This window comes from Synechococcus sp. N32 (assembly GCF_900473895.1).
Taxonomy (GTDB): domain Bacteria; phylum Cyanobacteriota; class Cyanobacteriia; order PCC-6307; family Cyanobiaceae; genus Parasynechococcus.
The window spans coordinates 350,406-369,834 of the sequence record NZ_UCND01000011.1 but is presented as its reverse complement, the minus strand read 5'-3'; the positions used below and the strand labels follow the sequence as shown (position 1 = coordinate 369,834).

The window sequence follows — 19,429 nt, the reverse complement described above, 5'->3', positions numbered from 1 at the left end:
CGCAGCAGAACCTTGCTTAAAGGTGGGCAGAGCAGCCCAAACTGCCAAGCAACGCCTCAATGATCCGCGCATTGGCGGCTGGAAAGGCGTAGTTCCCTAGGTCATCCGGACGCACCCAACGCACCTGCTGACTGGCAAGGGGCTGCGGCTCTCCCGAGACCCAGTCGCAGACATGAACCACAAAGCGCAGCTTCTTGTGGCTGTAGGCGTGATCCACAGTGATCAGTTCAGCCCCGACCGTCACTGCAATGCCGAGCTCCTCCTTGAGCTCGCGGGCGATGCAGGTTTCGATTGTTTCGCCCTGCTCCTGTTTGCCACCGGGAAACTCCCACATGCCTCCCAGCAGGCCTTCCTCCAGGCGCTGGTCAATCAACACCTCTCCTGCCGAGTTGAGCACGACCCCCACACCGATCACCTGAAAGGGCAAGGGCTTGGTGGCGTCGGTCACGGGCCAGCGGCGGGGGTCGCCGGCAGCGTAAGCAGCGCAGTGGGATTGCCAGGGGCAGCGGGGGCAATCAGGCTGGCGGGGGGTGCAAAGCGTGGCCCCCAGATCCATCAAGGCCTGGTTGGTGTCACGAGGCCGCAGCGGATCAAGCAGGGCCTCGCTCCATCTCCAGAAGAGGGCGTCGTCGCGGGCTGGCGGGCGCGGATGGGCCATCAAGCGCGCCAGCACCCGTTTGACGTTGCCATCCAAGATCGGCAACGGGACATTGAAGGCACTGGAAAGGATGCTGCCGGCGGTGGTGCGACCGATGCCCGGCAACGCCATCCACTCCTCCAAGCTGCGGGACCAAGGCTCACCAACCAGCAGCTGCGCCGCCTCATGCAGCCGGCGAGCCCGCGAGTAGTAACCGAGGCCCTGCCACTTCAGCCGCACTTCGTCCAGAGAAGCCGCGGCCAACGCCTCCAGGGTGGGAAACGCCGCCATCCAACGCGTCCAGTAGGGGAGCGCAACGGCCAACTGGGTCTGCTGCAGCATCACCTCGGCAATCCAGATTCCGTAGGGATCGAGCTGGTGATCCGCTTCAGGCCAACCCCCGGCTGGATTGAACATCCAAGGCTTCTGCTGGGGATCCCGCCGGCCATGGGCCTGCCACCAGCTGAGCAAGCAAGCGCTCAGATCAAGGGAGTCGACCAAGCCGGGAGCGGAGTTGCCGCCACTGGCGTGAATGGTGCCGGCGCTGAGATGCGGTGAGCGGGGCATGGGCAAGCAGCTGCTGCTGATCCGCCATGGCCTGAAACAGCGGGGCCAGATCGGGCTGCATCCTCGCGGCTCGCCGACAAAGGTGCGGGAAGCTTTCCCCCTGCAGGGGCTCAACACCCCGATGGGCCAGCAGGCGAAGGGACTGAGCCAGAGGTGAGCGGGGCCAGTGGGCCAGGCGAAGCAGCAGCCAACCAGCCAACAAAGCCGCTAAGCCACTCACAACAATCACCACACCCAACCAGCGCAACTGCGCACCAAACAGCATCTGCAGCCAGGCCTGCTGACTGGTTTGATCGAAACTCAACCACCAGCGCGTCCAGGCCAGATCCAGGCCCCACAACTGCCATTGGAACCAGCGCCACCAGGGCACCTTCTCCTCAAGCCGCTGCCCTGGCTCAGCAGCCACTGCGGCTGGCAAACCAGGAGTTGTGGCCCAGAGGGTGGGATCCACCCGCTGCCAACCCTCCCCCTCTAACCACAGCTCCACCCAGGCATGGGCATCGCTCTGGCGCAACTCCAGATAGGGACTGCCGCTGAGCGGTTGCACCACATGACCACCCTGATAGCCGCTGATCACGCGGGCCGGCACATCAGCAGCCCGCATCAAGGCCGCCAGGGAACTGGCGTAGTGACCACAGAACCCCACCTGCTGATCGAACAAAAAGGCATCCAGATCAGCCACCGCGCCGGGCTGAAGGGTGTAACGGAAGGGCTGACGCCGAAACCAACCCTCAACTGCTTCCAGCCGTTCACGGCTGGTGGGCAACTGGCGAAACTGTCGCGCCAAGGTCTTCAGCCTGGACAAGGAATCAGGGGGCGACTGGCGTTCACTGGGAATGGGGGGTCGCTGCTGCCAGGCCGCCACCTTGTCGGGGGACTGCAGGCGAAAGGAGCGGCGCTGGCGCGATGCGGCACCGACCAGCAGCTCACCTTCCGGCGTGATCCACTGATCCGGCGAGGTCGGCAAGGCGGAACCATCCCAGGGGACGGCCCTGGTGGCTGAAGGTTCCACCACCCACCACTGGCTGGTTCCTTCCCCAGCCGTTGAAACACCCGAGCCACCCCGAGGAACGGGAGGATCCCGGTGCTGCCAGCGACGGCCATCGAATTGCTCATGCACCAACACCCGCCAGTAGGCATCCGTCGGCAGGGGCTGCCCCTCCGGCAGCAAAACCCGAGCTGCCGAGCCATCCACCAGCGCCAGCTCGGTGATGCTGAGGGGATCAAGGTCTGGGGACAGACCGGAGACCGCACCGCGGGTGGGACCCAGCTGGGTGGTCCACAAGGGGGGAAGCCTGGGCACAAAGAAGAACAACACCAGGGCCAGTGGCAAGGCTGCCGCCAGCAGCTGCAAGCTGCGCTGCACAACACCACGGAAGCTGAGGGAGCCGGCCAGTTCATGGCCCAGCAAACCGGCAAGGGCCAGCAAGACAGCCAGCAGCTGAAGCACGCTCGCCAGCAGCCCCTGCAACTGGGCCGCCAACAGGCCTGTGGAGAGCAACTGCAGGAGAGCGACAAGCCGCCGGTCAAAGGGCCGCCGGCATTCCCGCAGCTTGAACAGGGCACAGAGCACCAACGCCCACGTGGGCCAGGTGAGGGGCGCAGACCAATTCAATGCGAGGCATTGCAGCAGCAGAGGGGGTAACACCCACCAGGCCAAAAACGATGAATGGCGTTGATGGCTCATGCCGTCGCCAACGCTTCCAGACAGGCATCGCGATGGCGCACCCCCTTCGATGGCGCCAGAGAGAGGCCCTGGATCTGCAGGCCATAGCAGGCACCTCCGTGGTGCAAGCGCCAGATGCGATCCGCCAGATGCTCCCGGGCCAGCTCCAGTGCAACGCCGGGTGCAGGAGCGAGGATCACTTCAGGCTCCTCGGGATCGTTGAACACCTTGGCCTGCAAGGGCCGGCCTCGGGCGGCACTGGCCCAATCCACCAGGGCCGGACGTTCGCCCTCGCGAACCGGCCGGAGGTCCTGCCATTCCTCCAGACCATTAATGGAGCGTGGAGGCTGCGTTTCAGCCACAGGACCAGACCGACGCCGCGGCCAGATCAACTGCGGCTGCTGGGGCTGCCAGCGCCCCCAACAGATGAACAGTCCAAGGGGCGCAATGGTCTCGATCTGCACGGGGGACGGCAGCTGCCAGCCCCGGTGCTCCGCCACCCAGGGAAGCGTGAGGGTCGTGGTGCCTGCTGCGATGCGATCACACACCACCACCGCATGCCCCTGAACACGCAAGCTGCACCGGGGCCGAGCTGCGGAACTCTCCAACTGCAACGGGTACTCGGCCGGCTCACCAGCAAAGGCCGGCGAAGGCCCAGCACAGCGCAAGGTGAGGCCCTGAAGTGTGTCGTGCGTCAGGAACATGGCGAGCAACATCAATCCGAGCATCAGGAAAGCCAGCAGCAGGGTGCTGTTGCTTCCCGTCTGAATCGCCACCAGCAGCAACAAGCCAGCGGCTGCAATCCAGAGCGCACCGAAGCGACTGGGAATGATGTAAAGGCTGCGATGCCCCAGCTTCAGTTCAGCGCAAGGCCGGGACGGCTTGAAGAAGGGCTTCACTGTGCGGTGCGCCATGACGAGCGAGACAACCGGCATCCAGTCGATGCTCCACCACCGCCGGCAACACGGCCTGAACATCGTCAATCAGCACATGATCGCGTCCGTTGAGCAGCGACCAGGCGCGGGCAGCCGCCAGCAGCCCCTGGCTGGCCCGGGGAGAGAGACCGGGAAGGCGCTGACGACTCACCTCCACCAGATCAAGGACGTAATCGATCAGAAGCTCAGAGCAGTGCTGAGCAGCACAACGCTGCTGCAGCTGCTGCAGCACTTCCGGACCAAGCCGCTCCAGCGAATGATCGAAAGCTGAATCAAAGCCAGACGTCAGCATCGTCCGCTCGGAGGCACGATCGGGGAAACCCAGGCTCAGGCGCATCAGAAAACGATCCAGCTGGGCTTCCGGCAAGGGGCTGGTGCCCACCTGATCGAGGCTGTTCTGCGTTGCAATCACGAAAAACGGCTGAGGCAAGTCATGGCTGACGCCGTCAACACTGACCCGACCCGCGGCCATCGCCTCCAGCAAGGCGCTCTGGGTGCGGGGGCTGGCACGATTGATCTCATCGGCCAGCAACACCTGCGTGAACAGCGGGCCGGGCTGAAAACGGAAGCTGGCCTCCGCCGGATTGAACACGTTCAGGCCCGTGAGGTCCGCCGGCAACAGATCACTGGTGAAGCTCACCCGCTTGAAGGCGAGGGCAAAGACCCTGGCCAACGCTTCGGCCAGGGTCGATTTCCCCATCCCCGGGCGGTCTTCGATCAGCAGATGACCACCGGCCAGCAAACAACTGAAGGCGAGACGCACCTGGTGCTCCTTGCCCAGCAGCACCCGGCCGACAGACTCGATCAAGGGCAACAGCTCCGGTGCAGCCAAGGGATCACGCACAGCACTGCTCCAAATTGACAGGTCCAGCGAGCAAACGCTCAGCAAGCCTCAATGCACACGCTTCGCTCGCCAGGATGCACTGGCGCAGCAAGCCAAGGCGTGAGCCCAAGCAACAGCCTCTGGAGCTGGAACCAGCGAACAATCGGTTGGAGCCTGATGGGCGACCCCAATGCCGAAGAGGCCGTGCTGCTGATTCATGGTTTCGGGGCCAACACCAACCACTGGCGTTTCAACCAACCGGTGCTGGCCGAACTGATGCCCACCTACGCCATCGATCTGCTCGGTTTCGGGCGCAGCGATCAGCCTCGGGCTCGCTTGAAGGATGAACCCGTTTCAGCGGATGCCGTTCATTACGGCTTTGATCTGTGGGGCCAACAGGTGGCTGACTTCTGCCGCCAAGTCATCGATCGCCCGGTGCGACTGGTGGGCAACTCGATCGGCGGGGTTGTCGCCCTCCGTGCCGCTCAGCTATTGGGCGAGAACTGCCGCGGCGTGGTGCTGATCGACTGCGCCCAGCGCTTGATGGACGACAAGCAACTGGCAACCCAACCGGCTTGGATGGCCTGGATCCGGCCACTGCTGAAAACAATGGTGCGGCAGCGCTGGCTCAGCACCGCACTGTTCCGCAATGCGGCACGTCCTGGGGTGATCCGCAGCGTGTTGAAGCAGGCCTATCCCAGTGGCACCAACATCGACGAGGACCTGGTGGATCTGCTGTTTCAACCAACCCAACGCGAAGGTGCCGCCGAGGCTTTCCGCGGATTCATCAACCTGTTCGACGACCATCTCGCCCCACAGTTGATGGAAGAGATGTCGACCCCTGTGGATCTGATCTGGGGTGAGCAGGATCCCTGGGAGCCAATTGCTGAAGCCGAGCGCTGGGCCCAGACACTGAACTGCGTTCGATCCCTCTCAGTGATTCAAAACGCAGGCCACTGTCCTCACGACGAAGCACCGGATCAGGTCAATCCGGTGCTTCAAATGCTGATCAACAAAAAATCAATTCAGCAGGCGACGTAAGCCTCCACCTGATCACTGACCCGGCGCAGGCCGGCCAAACCATCACGCTCGAGGTTGCGAACACGGTCACGGCTCATCCCCAAGATCCGGCCGATGCCCGTGAGGCTCATCGGATCTTCTCCATCCATGCCGTAGCGCATCCGCAACACCTGCTCCTGCAGATGGGGCAGCTGTCCCAGGAGACTGCGCAGATCACCCTTCAAGCAATCCTCTTCCACCTGATCGCTGGGCAGATCGCCATCGCCGGAGAGCAGCTCCAGCAGTTCGGTGTCATCACCATCACCCACCTTCATTTCAAGGCTGACGGGCTGACGAGCACGACACATCAGATCTTTGACGTCGTCTTCCGGCAGCTCAACGAACTCAGCCAACTCGGTCACCGTGGGGGTGCGTCCCAGCTCCTGGCTCAACTCCCGTTGACCCTTCTTGAGCTTGTTCAACATCTCCGTGATGTGAATCGGCAGCCGAATCGTGCGGCTCTTCTCAGCAATGGCCCGCGTGATGCCCTGGCGGATCCACCAATAGGCGTAGGTGGAAAACTTGTAGCCCCGAGTGGGGTCGAACTTCTCCACACCACGCACCAATCCAATGGTTCCCTCCTGAATCAGGTCAAGGAGCTCCATGTTCCGCTTGGTGTACTTCTTGGCCACGCTCACCACCAGCCGGAGGTTGGCGGCCACCATCCGCTCCTTGGCGCGGCGACCATGCTGCAGCTTGCGCTTGAGCTGCATCGAGGACAGACCTGATGCCTTGGCCAGCTGGTCACGACTGGGCTTTTCACCAGCCTTGCTCTCCAGCTCAGACTCGAGTGATTCCAGATCCATCAGTTCCTGCACCTGGCGACCCAGGGTGATTTCCTGCTCGTGTGTCAGCAGAGGGACCCGGCCGATGTCTCGTAAATAAGAACGAACCAGATCGACGTCTGCCGTAATGGTTTTCGCAGCTTTGGCAGCGGTTTTGGGCTTGGAAGCAGCGGTCGCAGCCGGAGCCATGGGGCGCTTCTTTTAGTTATGTGAAGAGTACTCCTAAGAAACGTAAACAGACTCTCAGAAAACCCCGAAAACAAAGAAATGGGTAGAAATACCTGCGGCTTGCACCAGCTGCGGCAGGTGGATCAGCAGCCACCCCGCCGTCTTCAAGTAGATCAGCGTTCCCGCCACATCCGTGCAGGTGGTGATGAAGGGTGTGGACATCAACGCAGGATCCAGGCCCATGCGGTCAAACAGGAGCGGAAACGCGGCACCGGCCGTAGCCGCCAGGGTGGTGATCGCGAGCAGGCTCATCCCCACCGAGAGGCCCACCAGTGCGCTTTCGCCGCGCCACCAGGCGAAGGGAACCACCAAAAGCATCATCAACACCCCCAGCAACGCCCCCGCCATGGCTTCTCGGCCAATCGCCCGCAGGGGGCCGAGACTGGAGATGCTCTGGGTGCTCAAACCACGGATCACCACCGTGGAACTCTGGGCCCCCACGTTGCCGCCGGTGCCACCGAGCAAGGGGATGAACGCCGCCAGCAAAACCACCCGTTGCAGCACATCTTCATTGGCGGCGATCACCTCTGAGGTGAAAAAGCTGGCCAGCACCAGCACCGCCAGCCACACCACACGGCGGCGAGCGACGGTGAACAGATTGCTGCTGAAGTAATCGTCGTCATCGCCGGCCTGCACCGCGCCGGCCGCGTAGAGATCACGGGTGGCCTCCTGCTCAATCACGTCGATCACGTCATCCACCGTGACGATGCCCACAAGACGCTGCTCCAGATCCACAACGGGAACAGCGAGGAAGTCGTAGCGCTGAATCGTGCGGGCCACCTTCTCCTGATCCGTGTCAGTGCTGACGCTGAGCACCTCCTCCGTCATCACATCACCGATACGGGCCTGGGGGTCTGCTGTGACCAGATCCCGCAGCGAAAGGATGCCGGTGAGGCGTCGCTCGGCGTCCGTCACGTAGAGGGAATAAATCGTCTCGGTGTCGCGAGCACGGCGCCGCACGATCTCCAGCGCCACTGCGGCGGTTTGGTTTTCCTTGAACGCGATGTATTCGGTCGTCATCAAACGACCGGCCGTTTCGGAGCGGTAGCCCAGCAACTCAGCGGTCACCTTGCGTTCATCCGGGCTGAGCTCGCTCAACAACTGCCGCACCACCTTGGCCGGCAACTCCTCGAACAATCGGGCGCGATCATCCGGCGACATCTCCTCCATCACCTCCCGCATCTCGCCAGAGCGCAGCAGGCTCAGCAGGCTTTGCTGCGTGGCGGTGTCGAGGTATTCGTAAACACTGATGGCTTCATCCTTGCTGAGCAGGCGAAAGGCAATCGCCTGCAGATTGGCCGGAAGACTGCCGATCGCCTCGGCGATGTCCACCGGCTGCACCGGTTCCAGCAGCAGTTTCACGGCGTCGTAATTGCCCGCCTGAAGCATCGCGGCGAGTTCCTGGGAGACCGCTTCGGCCAGCAAGTCGGGTTCCACGCTCACGCCAGCACTGCTCAGCCCCGATGCCTCCGTCATGCCCCTCCGGCCGGGAGCCCAGTGTATGGCCGTTGGAGCCGGTTAACCTCTGCGCTCCATCCCTGTTTCTCCATGGCGATCAGCGTCAGCGCCGTCTCTGTCACCACTCCTGACGGCAGCATCAAATCCCTGGGCGACTACGCCGGCAAGGTGCTGCTGATCGTGAACGTGGCCAGCCGCTGTGGCTTCACCAAGCAATACGCGGGTTTGCAGGCTCTGAACGAGGCCTACGCCGCCAAGGGCCTGGCAGTGCTGGGTTTCCCTTGCAACGACTTCGGCGCCCAGGAGCCCGGCAGCCTCGACGAGATCAAGAGTTTCTGCTCCACCACCTACGGCGCTGACTTCGAACTGTTCGAGAAAGTGCACGCCAAGGGGAGCACCACCGAGCCCTACACGACCCTCAACCAGATGGATCCCGCCGGTGATGTGGAGTGGAACTTCGAGAAATTCCTGGTGGGCAAGGACGGCACCGTGATCGCCCGCTTCAAGAGCGGCGTCACCCCCGAAGACCTCAAGTCGGCGATTGAGGCGGCGCTGGCGGCTTGAGCCGTCGCCCCAGGCTGAACCCCAGGGCTGCGGCACCCAGCCCCAGTCCGAGGGTCAGCCCGATCAAGCCCAATGCGGCGGCCCAATCACCCACACTCAGGTGCTTCATGGCCGCCAGCATCCAGCTGCTGAAGGTGGTCAGCGAGCCGCAGAAACCAATGCCCAGCAGCAACTGTCGCCTTGGGGCGGCGGGGAGCCCAGCCAGCAAGCCCAAGAGGGCAGCCCCCAGAACATTCACCAGCAGGTTCTGGTCCCCCAGATGAAGGGCCAATTGCCAGCGCAGCAGCGCTCCGGGAACAGCGCCCACGCCAACAAGCAGCAACTCCTGCAGTTCCAGTTGCAGGCTTGGTTTGGTCTCAGGCATGGGTCCCCAATCCGTAACCCAAAGCAGAGGCCAGCAAACCCGCCCCGATCGAGGCCAGCGCCAGCACCACAGCAGTGAGCGCCTGGCCAGCCCGCAGCTCGTTCAGCAGCTCCACGGCAAAGGTGGAAAAGGTGCTGAGGCTGCCGAAAAAGCCCACCCCCATCAGCAGGGCAATGCCTGTGCTGGCGGTGCAGGTTTCATTCAGCGCCAGCACCAGACCCAGAGCAAAACAGGCCACCACATTCACGATGAAAGTGCCCCAGTGCTTTTTCGGCACCATGGGTTGAAAATGGTTCACCACCTTCAGGCGCAGCCAGGCTCCGGGGATCGCCCCGAGCCCAACCAGCAGAGCCTCAGACGCGGAGCCAGCCACGGCGTTGCTCTCCGGAAAGGGTTTGCACGTGCAGCCAGTCCTGGCCATCGGCGCTGGACCAACGCCGCAGCAGCCGCAGAGAGGATCCCGCCTTAAGGGTGCTCAGCCGTGGAGCGACTGCAAGCGGACTGAGGCGCAGAGGTTGATCGGAACTGGTGTGCAAGGGGCCGGAGGCTGCGCGACGACGGGGCTGCGGTTGACGCCGGTCAGCGCCACCAGCCGGCAGGGCAGCCGGAGCCATCAGCGCCACCCCCAGCAGCCAACTCCACCGCAGGACAGGCCCCATCAGATGTCGAGGGCTGCCATGTCCAGCTCGGCGCTGTGGGTTTCGATGAATTCCCGACGGGGCGCCACCTTGTCGCCCATCAGGATCGTGAAGATGCGATCGGCCTCGAGGGCATCCTCGATCTCCACCCGCTTCATCGTGCGGGTGGTGGGATCCATGGTGGTTTCCCAGAGCTGCTTGGGCATCATTTCGCCAAGGCCCTTGAAGCGCTGGATCGTGTAGTTGGCCTTCTCGCCGAAGCCCTCCAGGGTCTTCTGCAGATCGCCCTCGTTGTAGCAATAGGTGTGATTCTTGCCGCGCTCAACTTTGTAGAGCGGCGGGCAGGCGATATAGATGTAGCCCCCCTCCACAAGCTCCTTCTGGTAGCGGTAGAAGAAGGTGAGCAGCAGGGTGCGGATGTGGGCGCCGTCCACGTCGGCATCGGTCATGATCACGACCCGGTGGTAGCGGAGGTTCTTCATGTCGAAGTCCTCACCCTTGATCCCCAGGCCCAGGGCGGTGATCAGCGCCTGAATCTCCGTGTTCTTGTAGATCTTGGCGTCGTCGGTCTTCTCGATGTTGAGGATCTTGCCCCGCAGCGGCAGGATCGCCTGGAAGCGACGGTCGCGGCCCTGCTTGGCGGAACCCCCTGCGGAGTCGCCCTCCACGATGTAGATCTCGGATTCGCCGGGGTCCCGGGAGCTGCAGTCAGCCAGTTTTCCAGGAAGGGTTGAGCTCTCCAGAACACTCTTGCGCCGCACCAGTTCGCGGGCCCGGCGGGCGGCTTCAGCGGCATTGAACGCCTGGATTGCCTTCTCCAGGATCAGGCCGATCACGGAGGGATTGAACTCGAGGAACTGACTGAGAGCTTCACCCACCAGGTTGTCGACAATGCCGCGCACCTCGGTGTTACCGAGCTTGGTCTTGGTCTGACCCTCGAATTCAGGTTCCGGCACCTTCACCGAGAGCACCGCCGTCAGGCCTTCACGAATGTTCTCCCCCGCCAGGTTGGAATCGGATTCCTTGCGTTTGCCCAGCTTCTTGGCGAAGGCATTGAGGGTGCGGGTGAGCACCGTCTTCAGGCCTTCGATGTGGGTGCCACCATCCACGGTGCGGATGTTGTTGGCGAAGCCGAGGATGCTGTCGGAATAGGCATCGGAGCACCACTGCAGGGCGGCCTCCACCTGAACGCCGTCCTTCTCGGAATTCACGTAAATGATGTCCGGATGGAGGGCGTCCTTGTCCTTGTTCATGTAGGCGACGTATTCCTTGATGCCGCCTTCGTAGAAATAGGTCTCCTCATGGGGGTTCCCCTCCTCATCGCGGGCTGACTCCCGCTCATCGCGGAAGACAATTCGCACGCCGCCGTTGAGATAGGCCAGCTCCCTCAGACGGGCCGAGAGGGTGGCGTAGTCGAAGACGATGCCGCCCGTGAAGATTTCAAGGTCAGGCTTGAAGCAGACGGTGGTGCCGGTCTCCCCGGACTCCGCTGCGGGCTGCGACTCCGACGCCAGCCCCCCGATGGCCGCGCCGCGCTCGAAACGCTGGCGATGCACCTGGCCCTGACGGCGCACCGTCACCTGCACCCATTCGCTCAGGGCGTTCACCACCGAGACGCCAACGCCGTGCAGACCGCCGGACACCTTGTAGCCACCGGCGCCAAACTTGCCGCCGGCATGCAACACGGTGAGCACCGTCTCCAGGGCGCTCTTGCCGGTGCGAGGGTGCACATCGGTGGGAATGCCGCGGCCGTTGTCGCTCACCGAGGCGGAACCGTCTTCCCCCAGAACCACAACGATGCGGTCGCAATGGCCCGCCAGGGCTTCATCGACCGAGTTATCAACAACCTCGTACACCAAATGGTGCAAGCCCCGCGGTCCGGTGGAGCCGATGTACATGCCCGGGCGCTTCCGAACGGGCTCAAGCCCCTCCAGCACCTGAATCTGCTCAGCGCCGTAGGCGTTCTGGACCTTGGAAGCGTCGCTCATTCAGAAAGTCTCAAGCCAGGAAACCGGGTCATGGGCGGGCGCAACGGCTCTAAACCTCGACCTGACAATGTCAATCTACCACCGGCTGTCTATAGAGGCTTGCAGAGGCCTCTCAGCGCCCATTCCACGCCGGGCTGCACCCCCCTCACCCCTTTGAACAGCTCCCACCCCCTGGTGATCACCCTGCTCGGGCCCACCGCCAGCGGCAAGACCGCCCTGGCGCTGGATATCGCCGAACGGCTGGATCTACCGGTGATCAACGTGGATTCGCGCCAGCTCTACAAGGAGATGGATCTGGGCACCGCCAAGCCCACGGCGGAGCAACAGGCGCGGGTGCCGCACCATCTGCTGGACCTGCGCAGGCCCGATCAGCCGATCACGTTGCAGGAGTTTCAGGCGATCGCAACCCCTTGCATCGACGCCGCTCTGGAGCAGCGAGGCGTGGCGTTGCTGGTGGGCGGCAGCGGCCTGTATCTCAAGGCCCTCACCAGTGGCCTTCAGCCTCCGGCCGTGGCACCCCAGCCGCAGCTGCGCCAGCAGCTAAAGGCCTTAGGCCAAAGCATCTGCCACCCAATGCTGCAGGCCGCTGACCCAAGGGCCGCCGCGAAAATCGCCCCCGCCGATGCGGTGCGCACCCAGCGCGCCCTGGAAGTGCTCTACGCCTCCGGGCAACCGATGAGCCGCCAGGCAACAGCCACGCCTCCGCCCTGGCGGGTACTGGAACTGGGCCTCAACCCCGCCAACCTGCGCCAGCGCATCCAGCAACGCACCGAGCAGCTGTACCGCGATGGGCTGGTGGAGGAGACCCGGCGACTGAGCGAGCGCTATGGCGCCGATCTGACACTGCTGCAGACCATCGGCTACGGCGAAGCGCTGCAGGTGATCGCCGGCAGCCTGAGCAGTTCAGAGGCGGTTCGGATCACTTGCCAACGCACTCGCCAGTTCGCGAAACGCCAACGCACCTGGTTCCGGCGTCAGCACAACCCCCACTGGCTGCCCGACCAGGCAACGCTGACGGATGCAATGACGTTGATCGAGCAACATCTAAGGTGAATGATGCAGACGTTGTATTCAGCGAAGTTGTCTGCACATGTCCCCGTCACCGCCTGAATGCCCCCACGTCCCCGTTTTGACCGTCGTGCCCCGGTTCGGGAGCTGCCCAACATCAACGACCGGATCAACTACCCCCAGTTGCGGGTGGTCGACTCAGACGGCGCTCAGCTGGGCGTGATCAGCCGGGAAGAAGCTCTGGATGTGGCCCGCGACCGGGAACTGGATCTGGTGCTGGTGAGCGAGAAAGCTGACCCGCCTGTCTGCCGGATCATGGACTACGGCAAGTTCAAGTTCGAGCAGGAAAAGAAAGCCAAGGAGGCCAAGAAGAAGTCGCACCAGACCGAAGTCAAAGAGGTCAAGATGCGCTACAAGATCGACCAGCACGACTACGACGTGCGGATCGGCCAAGCCCAGCGCTTCCTCAAGGCCGGCGACAAGGTGAAGTGCACCGTGATTTTCCGCGGTCGCGAGATTCAGCACACGGCGCTTGCCGAAACTCTGCTGCGGCGGATGGCCAAAGATCTCGAGGAAAAGGCCGAGATCCAGCAGGCGCCCAAGCGGGAGGGCCGCAACATGATCATGTTCCTCACACCGCGCAAAACGCCGCTGGTGAAAAAAGAGGAGAAGGAGCAGGCCGCCAACAAAGCCGTGCGCACCATCCCCGCACCGCCAAAGCCCACCGCCGCCAAGGTGGCCAGCCCCCAGGGCTAGACCACAAGGTCATCACCCAACAGCAAGCGCCATCCCTGGGCTGACGCCTGGGGACTGAAAGCGCTGCGGGCTTCGCACATGAAGCCATGGTCGGCACCGGCGTACTCCACAAAGCGCAAGCGCTGGCAGGCGGGGTCAACCTTGCTCAGGGCAACCCCTATCGCTTCGCGATCCTCGAGAGGGATCAGTGGATCAGCCGTACCGAAGACACAGGTGAGCCGCGCCTTGATTTCAGGCAGCAGGGCCAACGAGGGTTCACCACCACCAGGCCGCATTCGGCTCACACCGGCACCGTAAAAATCAAAGGCGTGCTCAACCCCGGGCAACGTGGCCGCAAGAAAAGCGGCATGCCCCCCGAAGCAGAAGCCCACCACATGGATGACGGCCTGCGGGTAACGAGCCATGAACCAGCTGACTGCTGCGGCAACATCAGCAAGGATCTGCTCGCTGGTGGTGGCGTCCTTATGAAGGCGCCCTTAAGCCAAATCGGAGGCGTCGTAGGCCAACTCCAAAGCAGGAGCCGTGCGGGAGAACAACGGCACCGCCAGGGCCGGATGCCCCTGGGCGGCCAAGCGATCGGCCACGCTGCGCACCCAGGCATTCACACCAAACACCTCAGGCAGCGCAATATATACACGTTTTACATACGATTTTGAGTCAATTTCGTTCGCACTGCGTTGCTGTTCTGCCCACCAGCAACGCAAGCAAACTGAGCCATTCGGAACTTCAACCCAGACGCCCCGGGTGGAGTCAGAAGTTTCCATAACTGCATAGGACACACAGGCAATTGTCACCAAAGGAATCGGTCCGTATGGTGGCCGCATTCAGACCTGTCCCACCGGCGTGCGATTCCATATCCAACAGGAAAGTGACATTCCGGCATCGACGCAGCTCTACAACCAGATCTGTTTTGCCATCGCAGCGCGGCATTACCCGCCGGGACATCGCTTACCGAGCACCCGCCAGTTGGCGATGCAAACGGGGTTGCACCGCAACACGATCAGCAAGGTGTACCGCCAGCTGGAAACCGATGGCGTGGTGGAGGCCATGGCCGGCTCTGGCATCTACGTGCGCGACCAACAGAAACCCCGGGAAATCAAAACGCCTCCGCACATACGCAACAGGGGCGTCACCGACCTCGACCGGGAAGTGCGCAAGTGCGTGGATGGCCTGCTCAATGCAGGATGCACCCTGCAGCAAACCCGCGAATTACTGACCCGTGAGATCGACTGGCGGCTGCGTTGCGGCGCCCGCGTGCTGGTCAGCACACCCCGGGAAGACATTGGCGCCTCGATGCTGATCGCAGAGGAACTGGAACCCTGCCTGGATGTACCGGTGGAAGTGGTGCCGCTGGAAGAGCTGGAAAGCGTGCTGGAGAACTCCAGCAATGGCACCGTGGTGACCAGCCGTTATTTCCTCCAACCAGTGGAGGAACTGGCCAAGAAACACAGCGTCCGGGCCGTGGCGGTTGACCTCAACGACTTCCGCCAGGAATTGGCCATGCTCAAGGAACTGCGCCCCGGCAGCTGCGTGGGCCTGGTGAGCATCAGCCCCGGCATTTTGCGGGCTGCGGAAGTGATTCTCCATTCAATGCGTGGCAATGAATTGCTGCTGATGACCGCCACCCCGGATGTGGGCAGCCGCCTGCTGGCCCTTCTACGGGCCTCAAGCCACGTGCTCTGCGATCGACCCAGCCTTCCCCTGGTGGAACAGAGCCTGCGCCAGAATCGCTCCCAACTGATGCGCATGCCCCAGGTGCATTGCGCCGAGAGCTACCTCAGCACCGATACGATCGATTTGCTCCGTAAGGAGATTGGTCTGCAAATTCCGGCCGCCGCCAGCTAATTCTCCTGCGATGTTTGATCACATCCGTGCCGACCTCGCGATCATTCGCGAGCGTGATCCGGCTGCTCGTGGCTGGTTAGAGATTGTGTGCTGCTATCCCGGCTTCCAGGCGATCAGCCTGCACCGAATTAGCCATCGCCTATGGACCTGCCGTCTGCCCCTGAAGCTGGCCGCCCGCTGCCTCAGCCAAGTAAGCCGCGCCCTCACCGGCATCGAGATCCACCCCGGCGCCCGGATCGGACACAGCGTATTCATTGACCATGGCATGGGGGTGGTGATCGGCGAGACCGCCGAAATCGGCCACCGTTGCCTGCTGTATCAAGGCGTCACCCTGGGAGGCACAGGCAAGGAACACGGCAAGCGCCACCCAACCCTGGCGGAGAACGTGGTGGTGGGTGCAGGCGCCAAGGTGCTGGGTGCAATCACGATCGGGACCAACACCCGCATTGGCGCTGGATCCGTGGTGGTCCGCGATGTGGAGAGCGACTGCACGGTGGTGGGCATCCCCGGAAGGGTGATCCACCAGAGCGGTGTACGGATCAATCCCCTTGCCCATTCGGCCCTTCCGGATGCGGAAGCAAACGTGATCCGCAACTTGATGGAACGGATCGATCAGCTCGAGAACACGGTGATGAACCTCAAACGCTGCCTACAGGAGGTGGCGGCCGGTCGGCAGCTCCTAGAAGAATGCTCGGGTGAAGCCCAGAACCTCAAAGATCGAGAAATCTTGGAATTCCTGGGAGATAGCACTAAATAAAGAGCTCACAGCTGGCCGATTTAATTAACTTTATGGCGAATACTTTTGACCCAGAAAATCTACATTGACCCTCCAGGGCGAACCTTTTCGCCAGGAAACCCTTAAACGCACACTGCGCAAAAACAAGTCAACATTCAGGGCTAATCACAAGAACAATCTCACTTAAGCATTAGAAACAAGCAAGACAAGCTTTTATCTTTATACACAGATATATTGGATGACTCCATAAAACCAAAGAAATGCAGTGAATTTAGCCAGCAAAGATTTCCCTAGAGCCAATAATGACTAAGAAAATATTGATTAAAAATTCCCCAGAACAGCGCCTTTGCCCTGAATCATAAAGACTAGTTTTTGGGAGCTTGCGGCTGGAACATGAACATTGAATAAATGACATTGCGACGCATGTTGGTCATCATTTCAAGGAACATGTCGTAGCCCTCGTTCTTGTATTCAATGAGAGGGTCTTTCTGACCGTAGCCACGCAGACCCACCGATTCACGCAGGGCATCCATCGCCTGAAGGTGCTCCCGCCAGAGGGTATCGATCTGCTGAAGGATGAAGAAACGCTCGGCCTCCCGCATCAGCCCCGGACGTTGCTGTTCGATCTGGCCTTCTTTGAGGTCGTAGGCGTTGCGCAGTTGCTCCTGAAGAAAGGCCTTGAGTTCCTCCATGCCAAGGCCCTGCACCTGATCAGGGGTGAGATCCTCCAGGAGGTAGATGAATTCCTTCACCTTGCCCACCAGCTGGCCCAGATCCCATTCCTCCGGCGGCAGATCCGGATTCACATAGGCCTCCACGATTTCGCCCATGGTGCGTTCGCCGTAGCCGATCACCTGCTTCTTGAGGGCACGGCCATCGAGCACCCGGCGGCGTTCGGAATACACCGCACGCCGCTGATTGTTCATCACCTCGTCGTACTCGAACACCTGCTTGCGGATGTCGTAGTAGTAGGTCTCCACCTTCTTCTGGGCCCCCTCCAGCGAGCGGGTAAGCATTCCGGACTCAATCGGCATGTCCTCCTCCACGCGGAAGGCATTCATCAAACCGGCAACACGGTCACCGCCAAAGATCCGCAGCAGGTTGTCTCCTAAAGAGAGGAAGAAGCGGGTGGAACCGGGGTCGCCCTGGCGGCCGGCACGGCCACGCAGTTGGTTATCGACACGGCGGGACTCATGCCGTTCCGTGCCGATCACATGCAGGCCACCGGCCTCGCGAACGCGGCTTTCCTCCTGCTTCACCACGGCGTCGTATTCACCCTTCACCCTGGCGATCGCCTCGCGCAACGCCTGAATCTGGGGATCCTCAGTGGGAGCTTTCTCCGCAGCAGTGGCGATGCGCTCCTCCAGCTCAATCACCGTGAGGGCACGGTCGCCCCAGGCCTTGACCAGATCACGCGCCAGCTGGCCGAGGGCTTGATCAGTGTCATCAGTGAGGGGGCAGGGATAGAGGCTCTCACCGCTGCGGGGCAGCGAAGGCGCCGCAGCATCAGCAAACCCGCCCGGAGCACTGCGCTGCAAAGGGACGGGCGGCTTGTGATCTTCCTCCGGTTTCACAAGACGGCCTAGCAGCACCTCCCGCAACTTCAAGCGGGCCATGTAGTCGCTGTTGCCGCCAAGGATGATGTCGGTGCCACGGCCCGCCATGTTGGTGGCAATGGTCACGGCGCCAGCCCGACCCGCCTGGGCGACGATCTCCGATTCGCGCTCCACGTTCTCCGGCTTGGCGTTGAGCAGGTTGTGGGGGATCTCCTGCTCCGCCAGCAGCGAACTCAGCAGTTCGCTTTTCTCCACCGAGGTGGTGCCCACGAGCACAGGCCGTCCGTTCTTGTGGATCTCAGCTGTTTCGTTGGCCACAGCGCGCCATTTGGCAGCCTCGGTTTTGTACACCTGATCGGCCCAGTCCTGACGCGCCCGGACCCGGTTGGTGGGGACGATTGTGGTTTCGAGTTTGTAGGTCTTCTCGAATTCAACCTCTTCCGTTTTTGCCGTGCCGGTCATACCGGCCAAGCGCGGATAGAGCAGGAAAAAGTTCTGATACGTGATCGAAGCGAGAGTCTGTGTTTCCGGTTGGATCGGCAGGGCCTCCTTGGCCTCGATGGCTTGGTGCTGGCCGTCACTCCAACGGCGACCCGGCATCACCCGACCGGTGAACTCATCCACAATCACCGCTTCGCCGTCGCGCACGATGTAGTTCACATCCTTGACGAACAGCTCCTTGGCCTTGAGGGCGTTGGTGATGTAGTGAGCCCAGGGGTCCTGAGGGTTGAACAGATCCGCCACCCCCAACATCTGCTCGGCTTTGGCGAAGCCTTCATCGGTGAGGGTGCAGCTGCGCTGCTTTTCATCGACCTCGTAATCACCTTCTGGATCGATGCCGTCTTTGCCCAACTCAGCGGCGCGAGCCAAGGCATTGGCCACCTCGGCGGCCTGCTGGTATTTCTCCTGAGGACGTTCCACCTGACCAGAAATGATCAGTGGAGTTCGGGCTTCATCGATCAGGATCGAATCCACTTCGTCGATCACGCAGTACTGAAACTCCCGCTGCACCACCTCCGAGATATCGGCGGCCATGTTGTCGCGCAGATAATCGAAGCCCAGCTCTGAGTTGGTGGCGTAGGTGATATCGCAGTTGTAGTTACGCCGGCGCTCCTCAGGACGCATGTCCTGCTGAATCAAACCGACAGATAAGCCAAGAAAACGATGCACCTGGCCCATCCATTCGGCATCACGACGAGCCAGGTAGTCGTTCACCGTCACGACGTGAACGCCCCTTCCAGTGAGGGCATTGAGATAGCTCGGAAGGGTGGCAACCAGGGTTTTGCCTTCGCCGGTTTTCATCTCGGCGATCTGACCTTCATGCAGCACCATGCCGCCAATCAGCTGGACATCGAAATGACGCATGCCCAGCACACGCTTGCCGGCTTCACGAACAACGGCAAAGGCCTCAGGCAGGATCTCGTCGAGGATCGGCCGCTGGTTCGCCAGACTGCCGGCATTGGCCAAACGCTCCTGGAAGGCAGCGGTTTTGCCACGTAACTCGTCGTCGGAGAGCGGAGCGATCTCCTCTTCAAGCAGCTGAATATCCGAAACGATCGGCTGGTAACGCTTCAGCTTGCGGGCATTGGGATCACCCAGCAGGAGCTTGAGCATGGAAAGCAGCAACCGAATCGGGTGCAGCCTAATGGAGGCTCACTCGCAGAAGGCCCTTCTGGACTGGGTTCTGAATCAAGCGGATGAAGAGATTCGAACTCTCGACCCTCTCCTTGGCAAGGAGATGCTCTACCACTGAGCTACATCCGCAGGTGTCGACGCGGGCATGTCCCTGACGACTTGGAGACTCTGCCTTACGGAG

The 19,429-nt window shown here is 61.9% G+C and carries 18 protein-coding genes, 1 tRNA gene and 1 pseudogene; 6 read left to right on the top strand and 14 right to left on the bottom strand.

The genetic code is table 11. The annotated features are described in order from the left end of the window. Positions 1-16: 16 nt before the first annotated feature. The 4 genes from mutT to DXY35_RS05500 form a co-directional block, all read right to left on the bottom strand. Positions 17-1,204 (bottom strand): 8-oxo-dGTP diphosphatase MutT, encoded by a 1,188-nt coding sequence (mutT, locus tag DXY35_RS05515; protein WP_115081456.1) that lies wholly within the window; start codon positions 1,202-1,204, stop codon positions 17-19. Next, positions 1,122-2,819 (bottom strand): DUF3488 and transglutaminase-like domain-containing protein, encoded by a 1,698-nt coding sequence (locus tag DXY35_RS05510; RefSeq protein ID WP_170950520.1) that lies wholly within the window; start codon positions 2,817-2,819, stop codon positions 1,122-1,124. The genes mutT and DXY35_RS05510 overlap by 83 nt, the downstream gene beginning before the upstream one ends. Positions 2,820-2,887: 68 nt before the next feature. Continuing rightward, on the bottom strand, positions 2,888-3,784 hold the full coding sequence (locus DXY35_RS05505) for a hypothetical protein (RefSeq protein ID WP_115081454.1): 897 nt from the start codon (positions 3,782-3,784) through the stop codon (positions 2,888-2,890). Further along, entirely contained in the window at positions 3,732-4,649 is a 918-nt protein-coding gene (locus DXY35_RS05500) for a MoxR family ATPase (RefSeq protein WP_244272929.1), read from the bottom strand. The genes DXY35_RS05505 and DXY35_RS05500 overlap by 53 nt, the downstream gene beginning before the upstream one ends. Before the next feature lie 156 nt (positions 4,650-4,805). Between DXY35_RS05500 and DXY35_RS05495 the strand changes: the two genes are divergently transcribed. After that, positions 4,806-5,669 (top strand): alpha/beta fold hydrolase, encoded by an 864-nt coding sequence (locus DXY35_RS05495; protein WP_115081616.1) that lies wholly within the window; start codon positions 4,806-4,808, stop codon positions 5,667-5,669. On the opposite strand, the gene DXY35_RS05490 is transcribed toward DXY35_RS05495, so the two are convergent. Continuing rightward, positions 5,654-6,661 (bottom strand): RpoD/SigA family RNA polymerase sigma factor, encoded by a 1,008-nt coding sequence (locus DXY35_RS05490; protein WP_115081453.1) that lies wholly within the window; start codon positions 6,659-6,661, stop codon positions 5,654-5,656. The two genes, DXY35_RS05495 and DXY35_RS05490, sit on opposite strands and share 16 nt — an antisense overlap. 54 nt (positions 6,662-6,715) lie before the next feature. After that, positions 6,716-8,176 (bottom strand): magnesium transporter, encoded by a 1,461-nt coding sequence (gene mgtE / locus DXY35_RS05485; RefSeq protein ID WP_115081452.1) that lies wholly within the window; start codon positions 8,174-8,176, stop codon positions 6,716-6,718. A 72-nt stretch (positions 8,177-8,248) separates the two neighbouring features. On the opposite strand from mgtE, the gene DXY35_RS05480 reads away from it, so the two are divergent. Then, the gene (locus DXY35_RS05480; RefSeq protein ID WP_115081451.1) at positions 8,249-8,722 is read left to right on the top strand and encodes a glutathione peroxidase; all 474 of its coding nucleotides are present in this window, start codon (positions 8,249-8,251) and stop codon (positions 8,720-8,722) included. Here the strand turns inward: DXY35_RS05480 and DXY35_RS05475 are convergent. From DXY35_RS05475 to gyrB, 4 genes are read right to left on the bottom strand one after another with little or no spacing between them, the layout of a single operon-like run. Further along, a complete protein-coding gene (locus DXY35_RS05475; RefSeq protein ID WP_115081450.1) occupies positions 8,688-9,086 on the bottom strand; it encodes a CrcB family protein in 399 nt (132 codons plus the stop codon). The two genes, DXY35_RS05480 and DXY35_RS05475, sit on opposite strands and share 35 nt — an antisense overlap. Beyond that, entirely contained in the window at positions 9,079-9,459 is a 381-nt protein-coding gene (locus DXY35_RS05470) for a CrcB family protein (RefSeq protein ID WP_115081449.1), read from the bottom strand. Before DXY35_RS05470 ends, DXY35_RS05475 begins: the two co-directional genes overlap by 8 nt. Then, positions 9,440-9,745: an SH3 domain-containing protein gene (locus DXY35_RS05465; protein WP_115081448.1), complete on the bottom strand. Its 306-nt coding sequence runs from the start codon at positions 9,743-9,745 to the stop codon at positions 9,440-9,442. The genes DXY35_RS05470 and DXY35_RS05465 overlap by 20 nt, the downstream gene beginning before the upstream one ends. After that, complete coding sequence (gene gyrB, locus DXY35_RS05460) at positions 9,745-11,712, bottom strand: DNA topoisomerase (ATP-hydrolyzing) subunit B (RefSeq protein ID WP_115081447.1); 1,968 nt, start codon at positions 11,710-11,712, stop codon at positions 9,745-9,747. Before gyrB ends, DXY35_RS05465 begins: the two co-directional genes overlap by 1 nt. A 153-nt stretch (positions 11,713-11,865) precedes the next feature. On the opposite strand from gyrB, the gene miaA reads away from it, so the two are divergent. Together miaA and infC are read left to right on the top strand one after the other, a co-directional pair. Next, positions 11,866-12,765 carry a tRNA (adenosine(37)-N6)-dimethylallyltransferase MiaA gene (gene miaA, locus DXY35_RS05455; RefSeq protein ID WP_115081446.1) on the top strand — a complete coding sequence of 300 codons (900 nt, stop codon included), beginning with the start codon at positions 11,866-11,868 and terminating at the stop codon, positions 12,763-12,765. A 57-nt stretch (positions 12,766-12,822) separates the two neighbouring features. Then, positions 12,823-13,476: a translation initiation factor IF-3 gene (infC, locus tag DXY35_RS05450; protein WP_115081445.1), complete on the top strand. Its 654-nt coding sequence runs from the start codon at positions 12,823-12,825 to the stop codon at positions 13,474-13,476. Here infC and DXY35_RS13290 read toward each other — a convergent pair. Beyond that, positions 13,473-13,919, bottom strand: a pseudogene (locus DXY35_RS13290) (dienelactone hydrolase family protein); the annotation flags it as partial. The gene infC and the pseudogene DXY35_RS13290 sit on opposite strands and share 4 nt — an antisense overlap. A 33-nt stretch (positions 13,920-13,952) precedes the next feature. Then, on the bottom strand, positions 13,953-14,081 hold the full coding sequence (locus tag DXY35_RS13285) for a hypothetical protein (RefSeq protein WP_371681742.1): 129 nt from the start codon (positions 14,079-14,081) through the stop codon (positions 13,953-13,955). Positions 14,082-14,319: 238 nt separating this feature from the next. Here DXY35_RS13285 and DXY35_RS05440 point away from each other — a divergent pair, with 238 nt between their 5' ends. Further along, positions 14,320-15,321, top strand: a complete 1,002-nt coding sequence (locus DXY35_RS05440; protein WP_115081444.1) for a GntR family transcriptional regulator — start codon at positions 14,320-14,322, stop codon at positions 15,319-15,321. Positions 15,322-15,331: 10 nt separating this feature from the next. Then, the gene (gene cysE / locus DXY35_RS05435) at positions 15,332-16,078 is read left to right on the top strand and encodes a serine O-acetyltransferase (RefSeq protein WP_115081443.1); all 747 of its coding nucleotides are present in this window, start codon (positions 15,332-15,334) and stop codon (positions 16,076-16,078) included. 344 nt (positions 16,079-16,422) lie between these two features. Here cysE and secA read toward each other — a convergent pair whose 3' ends face one another. After that, positions 16,423-19,227, bottom strand: coding sequence for a preprotein translocase subunit SecA (gene secA, locus DXY35_RS05430; RefSeq protein WP_115081615.1), 2,805 nt, complete (start codon positions 19,225-19,227; stop codon positions 16,423-16,425). 78 nt (positions 19,228-19,305) lie between these two features. Continuing rightward, positions 19,306-19,377, bottom strand: a tRNA-Gly gene (locus tag DXY35_RS05425). Positions 19,378-19,429: the final 52 nt, after the last annotated feature.

What these genes read in the sequence shown, in the direction of transcription:
- mutT (WP_115081456.1), bottom strand. Translation starts at nt 1,204, where the DNA reads ATGCCCCGCTCACCGCATCTCAGCGCCGGCACCATTCACGCCAGTGGC.
- DXY35_RS05505 (WP_115081454.1), bottom strand. Translation starts at nt 3,784, where the DNA reads ATGGCGCACCGCACAGTGAAGCCCTTCTTCAAGCCGTCCCGGCCTTGC.
- DXY35_RS05495 (WP_115081616.1), top strand. Translation starts at nt 4,806, where the DNA reads ATGGGCGACCCCAATGCCGAAGAGGCCGTGCTGCTGATTCATGGTTTC.
- DXY35_RS05490 (WP_115081453.1), bottom strand. Translation starts at nt 6,661, where the DNA reads ATGGCTCCGGCTGCGACCGCTGCTTCCAAGCCCAAAACCGCTGCCAAA.
- mgtE (WP_115081452.1), bottom strand. Translation starts at nt 8,176, where the DNA reads ATGACGGAGGCATCGGGGCTGAGCAGTGCTGGCGTGAGCGTGGAACCC.
- DXY35_RS05480 (WP_115081451.1), top strand. Translation starts at nt 8,249, where the DNA reads ATGGCGATCAGCGTCAGCGCCGTCTCTGTCACCACTCCTGACGGCAGC.
- DXY35_RS05475 (WP_115081450.1), bottom strand. Translation starts at nt 9,086, where the DNA reads ATGCCTGAGACCAAACCAAGCCTGCAACTGGAACTGCAGGAGTTGCTG.
- DXY35_RS05465 (WP_115081448.1), bottom strand. Translation starts at nt 9,745, where the DNA reads ATGGGGCCTGTCCTGCGGTGGAGTTGGCTGCTGGGGGTGGCGCTGATG.
- gyrB (WP_115081447.1), bottom strand. Translation starts at nt 11,712, where the DNA reads ATGAGCGACGCTTCCAAGGTCCAGAACGCCTACGGCGCTGAGCAGATT.
- infC (WP_115081445.1), top strand. Translation starts at nt 12,823, where the DNA reads ATGCCCCCACGTCCCCGTTTTGACCGTCGTGCCCCGGTTCGGGAGCTG.
- cysE (WP_115081443.1), top strand. Translation starts at nt 15,332, where the DNA reads ATGTTTGATCACATCCGTGCCGACCTCGCGATCATTCGCGAGCGTGAT.
- secA (WP_115081615.1), bottom strand. Translation starts at nt 19,227, where the DNA reads ATGCTCAAGCTCCTGCTGGGTGATCCCAATGCCCGCAAGCTGAAGCGT.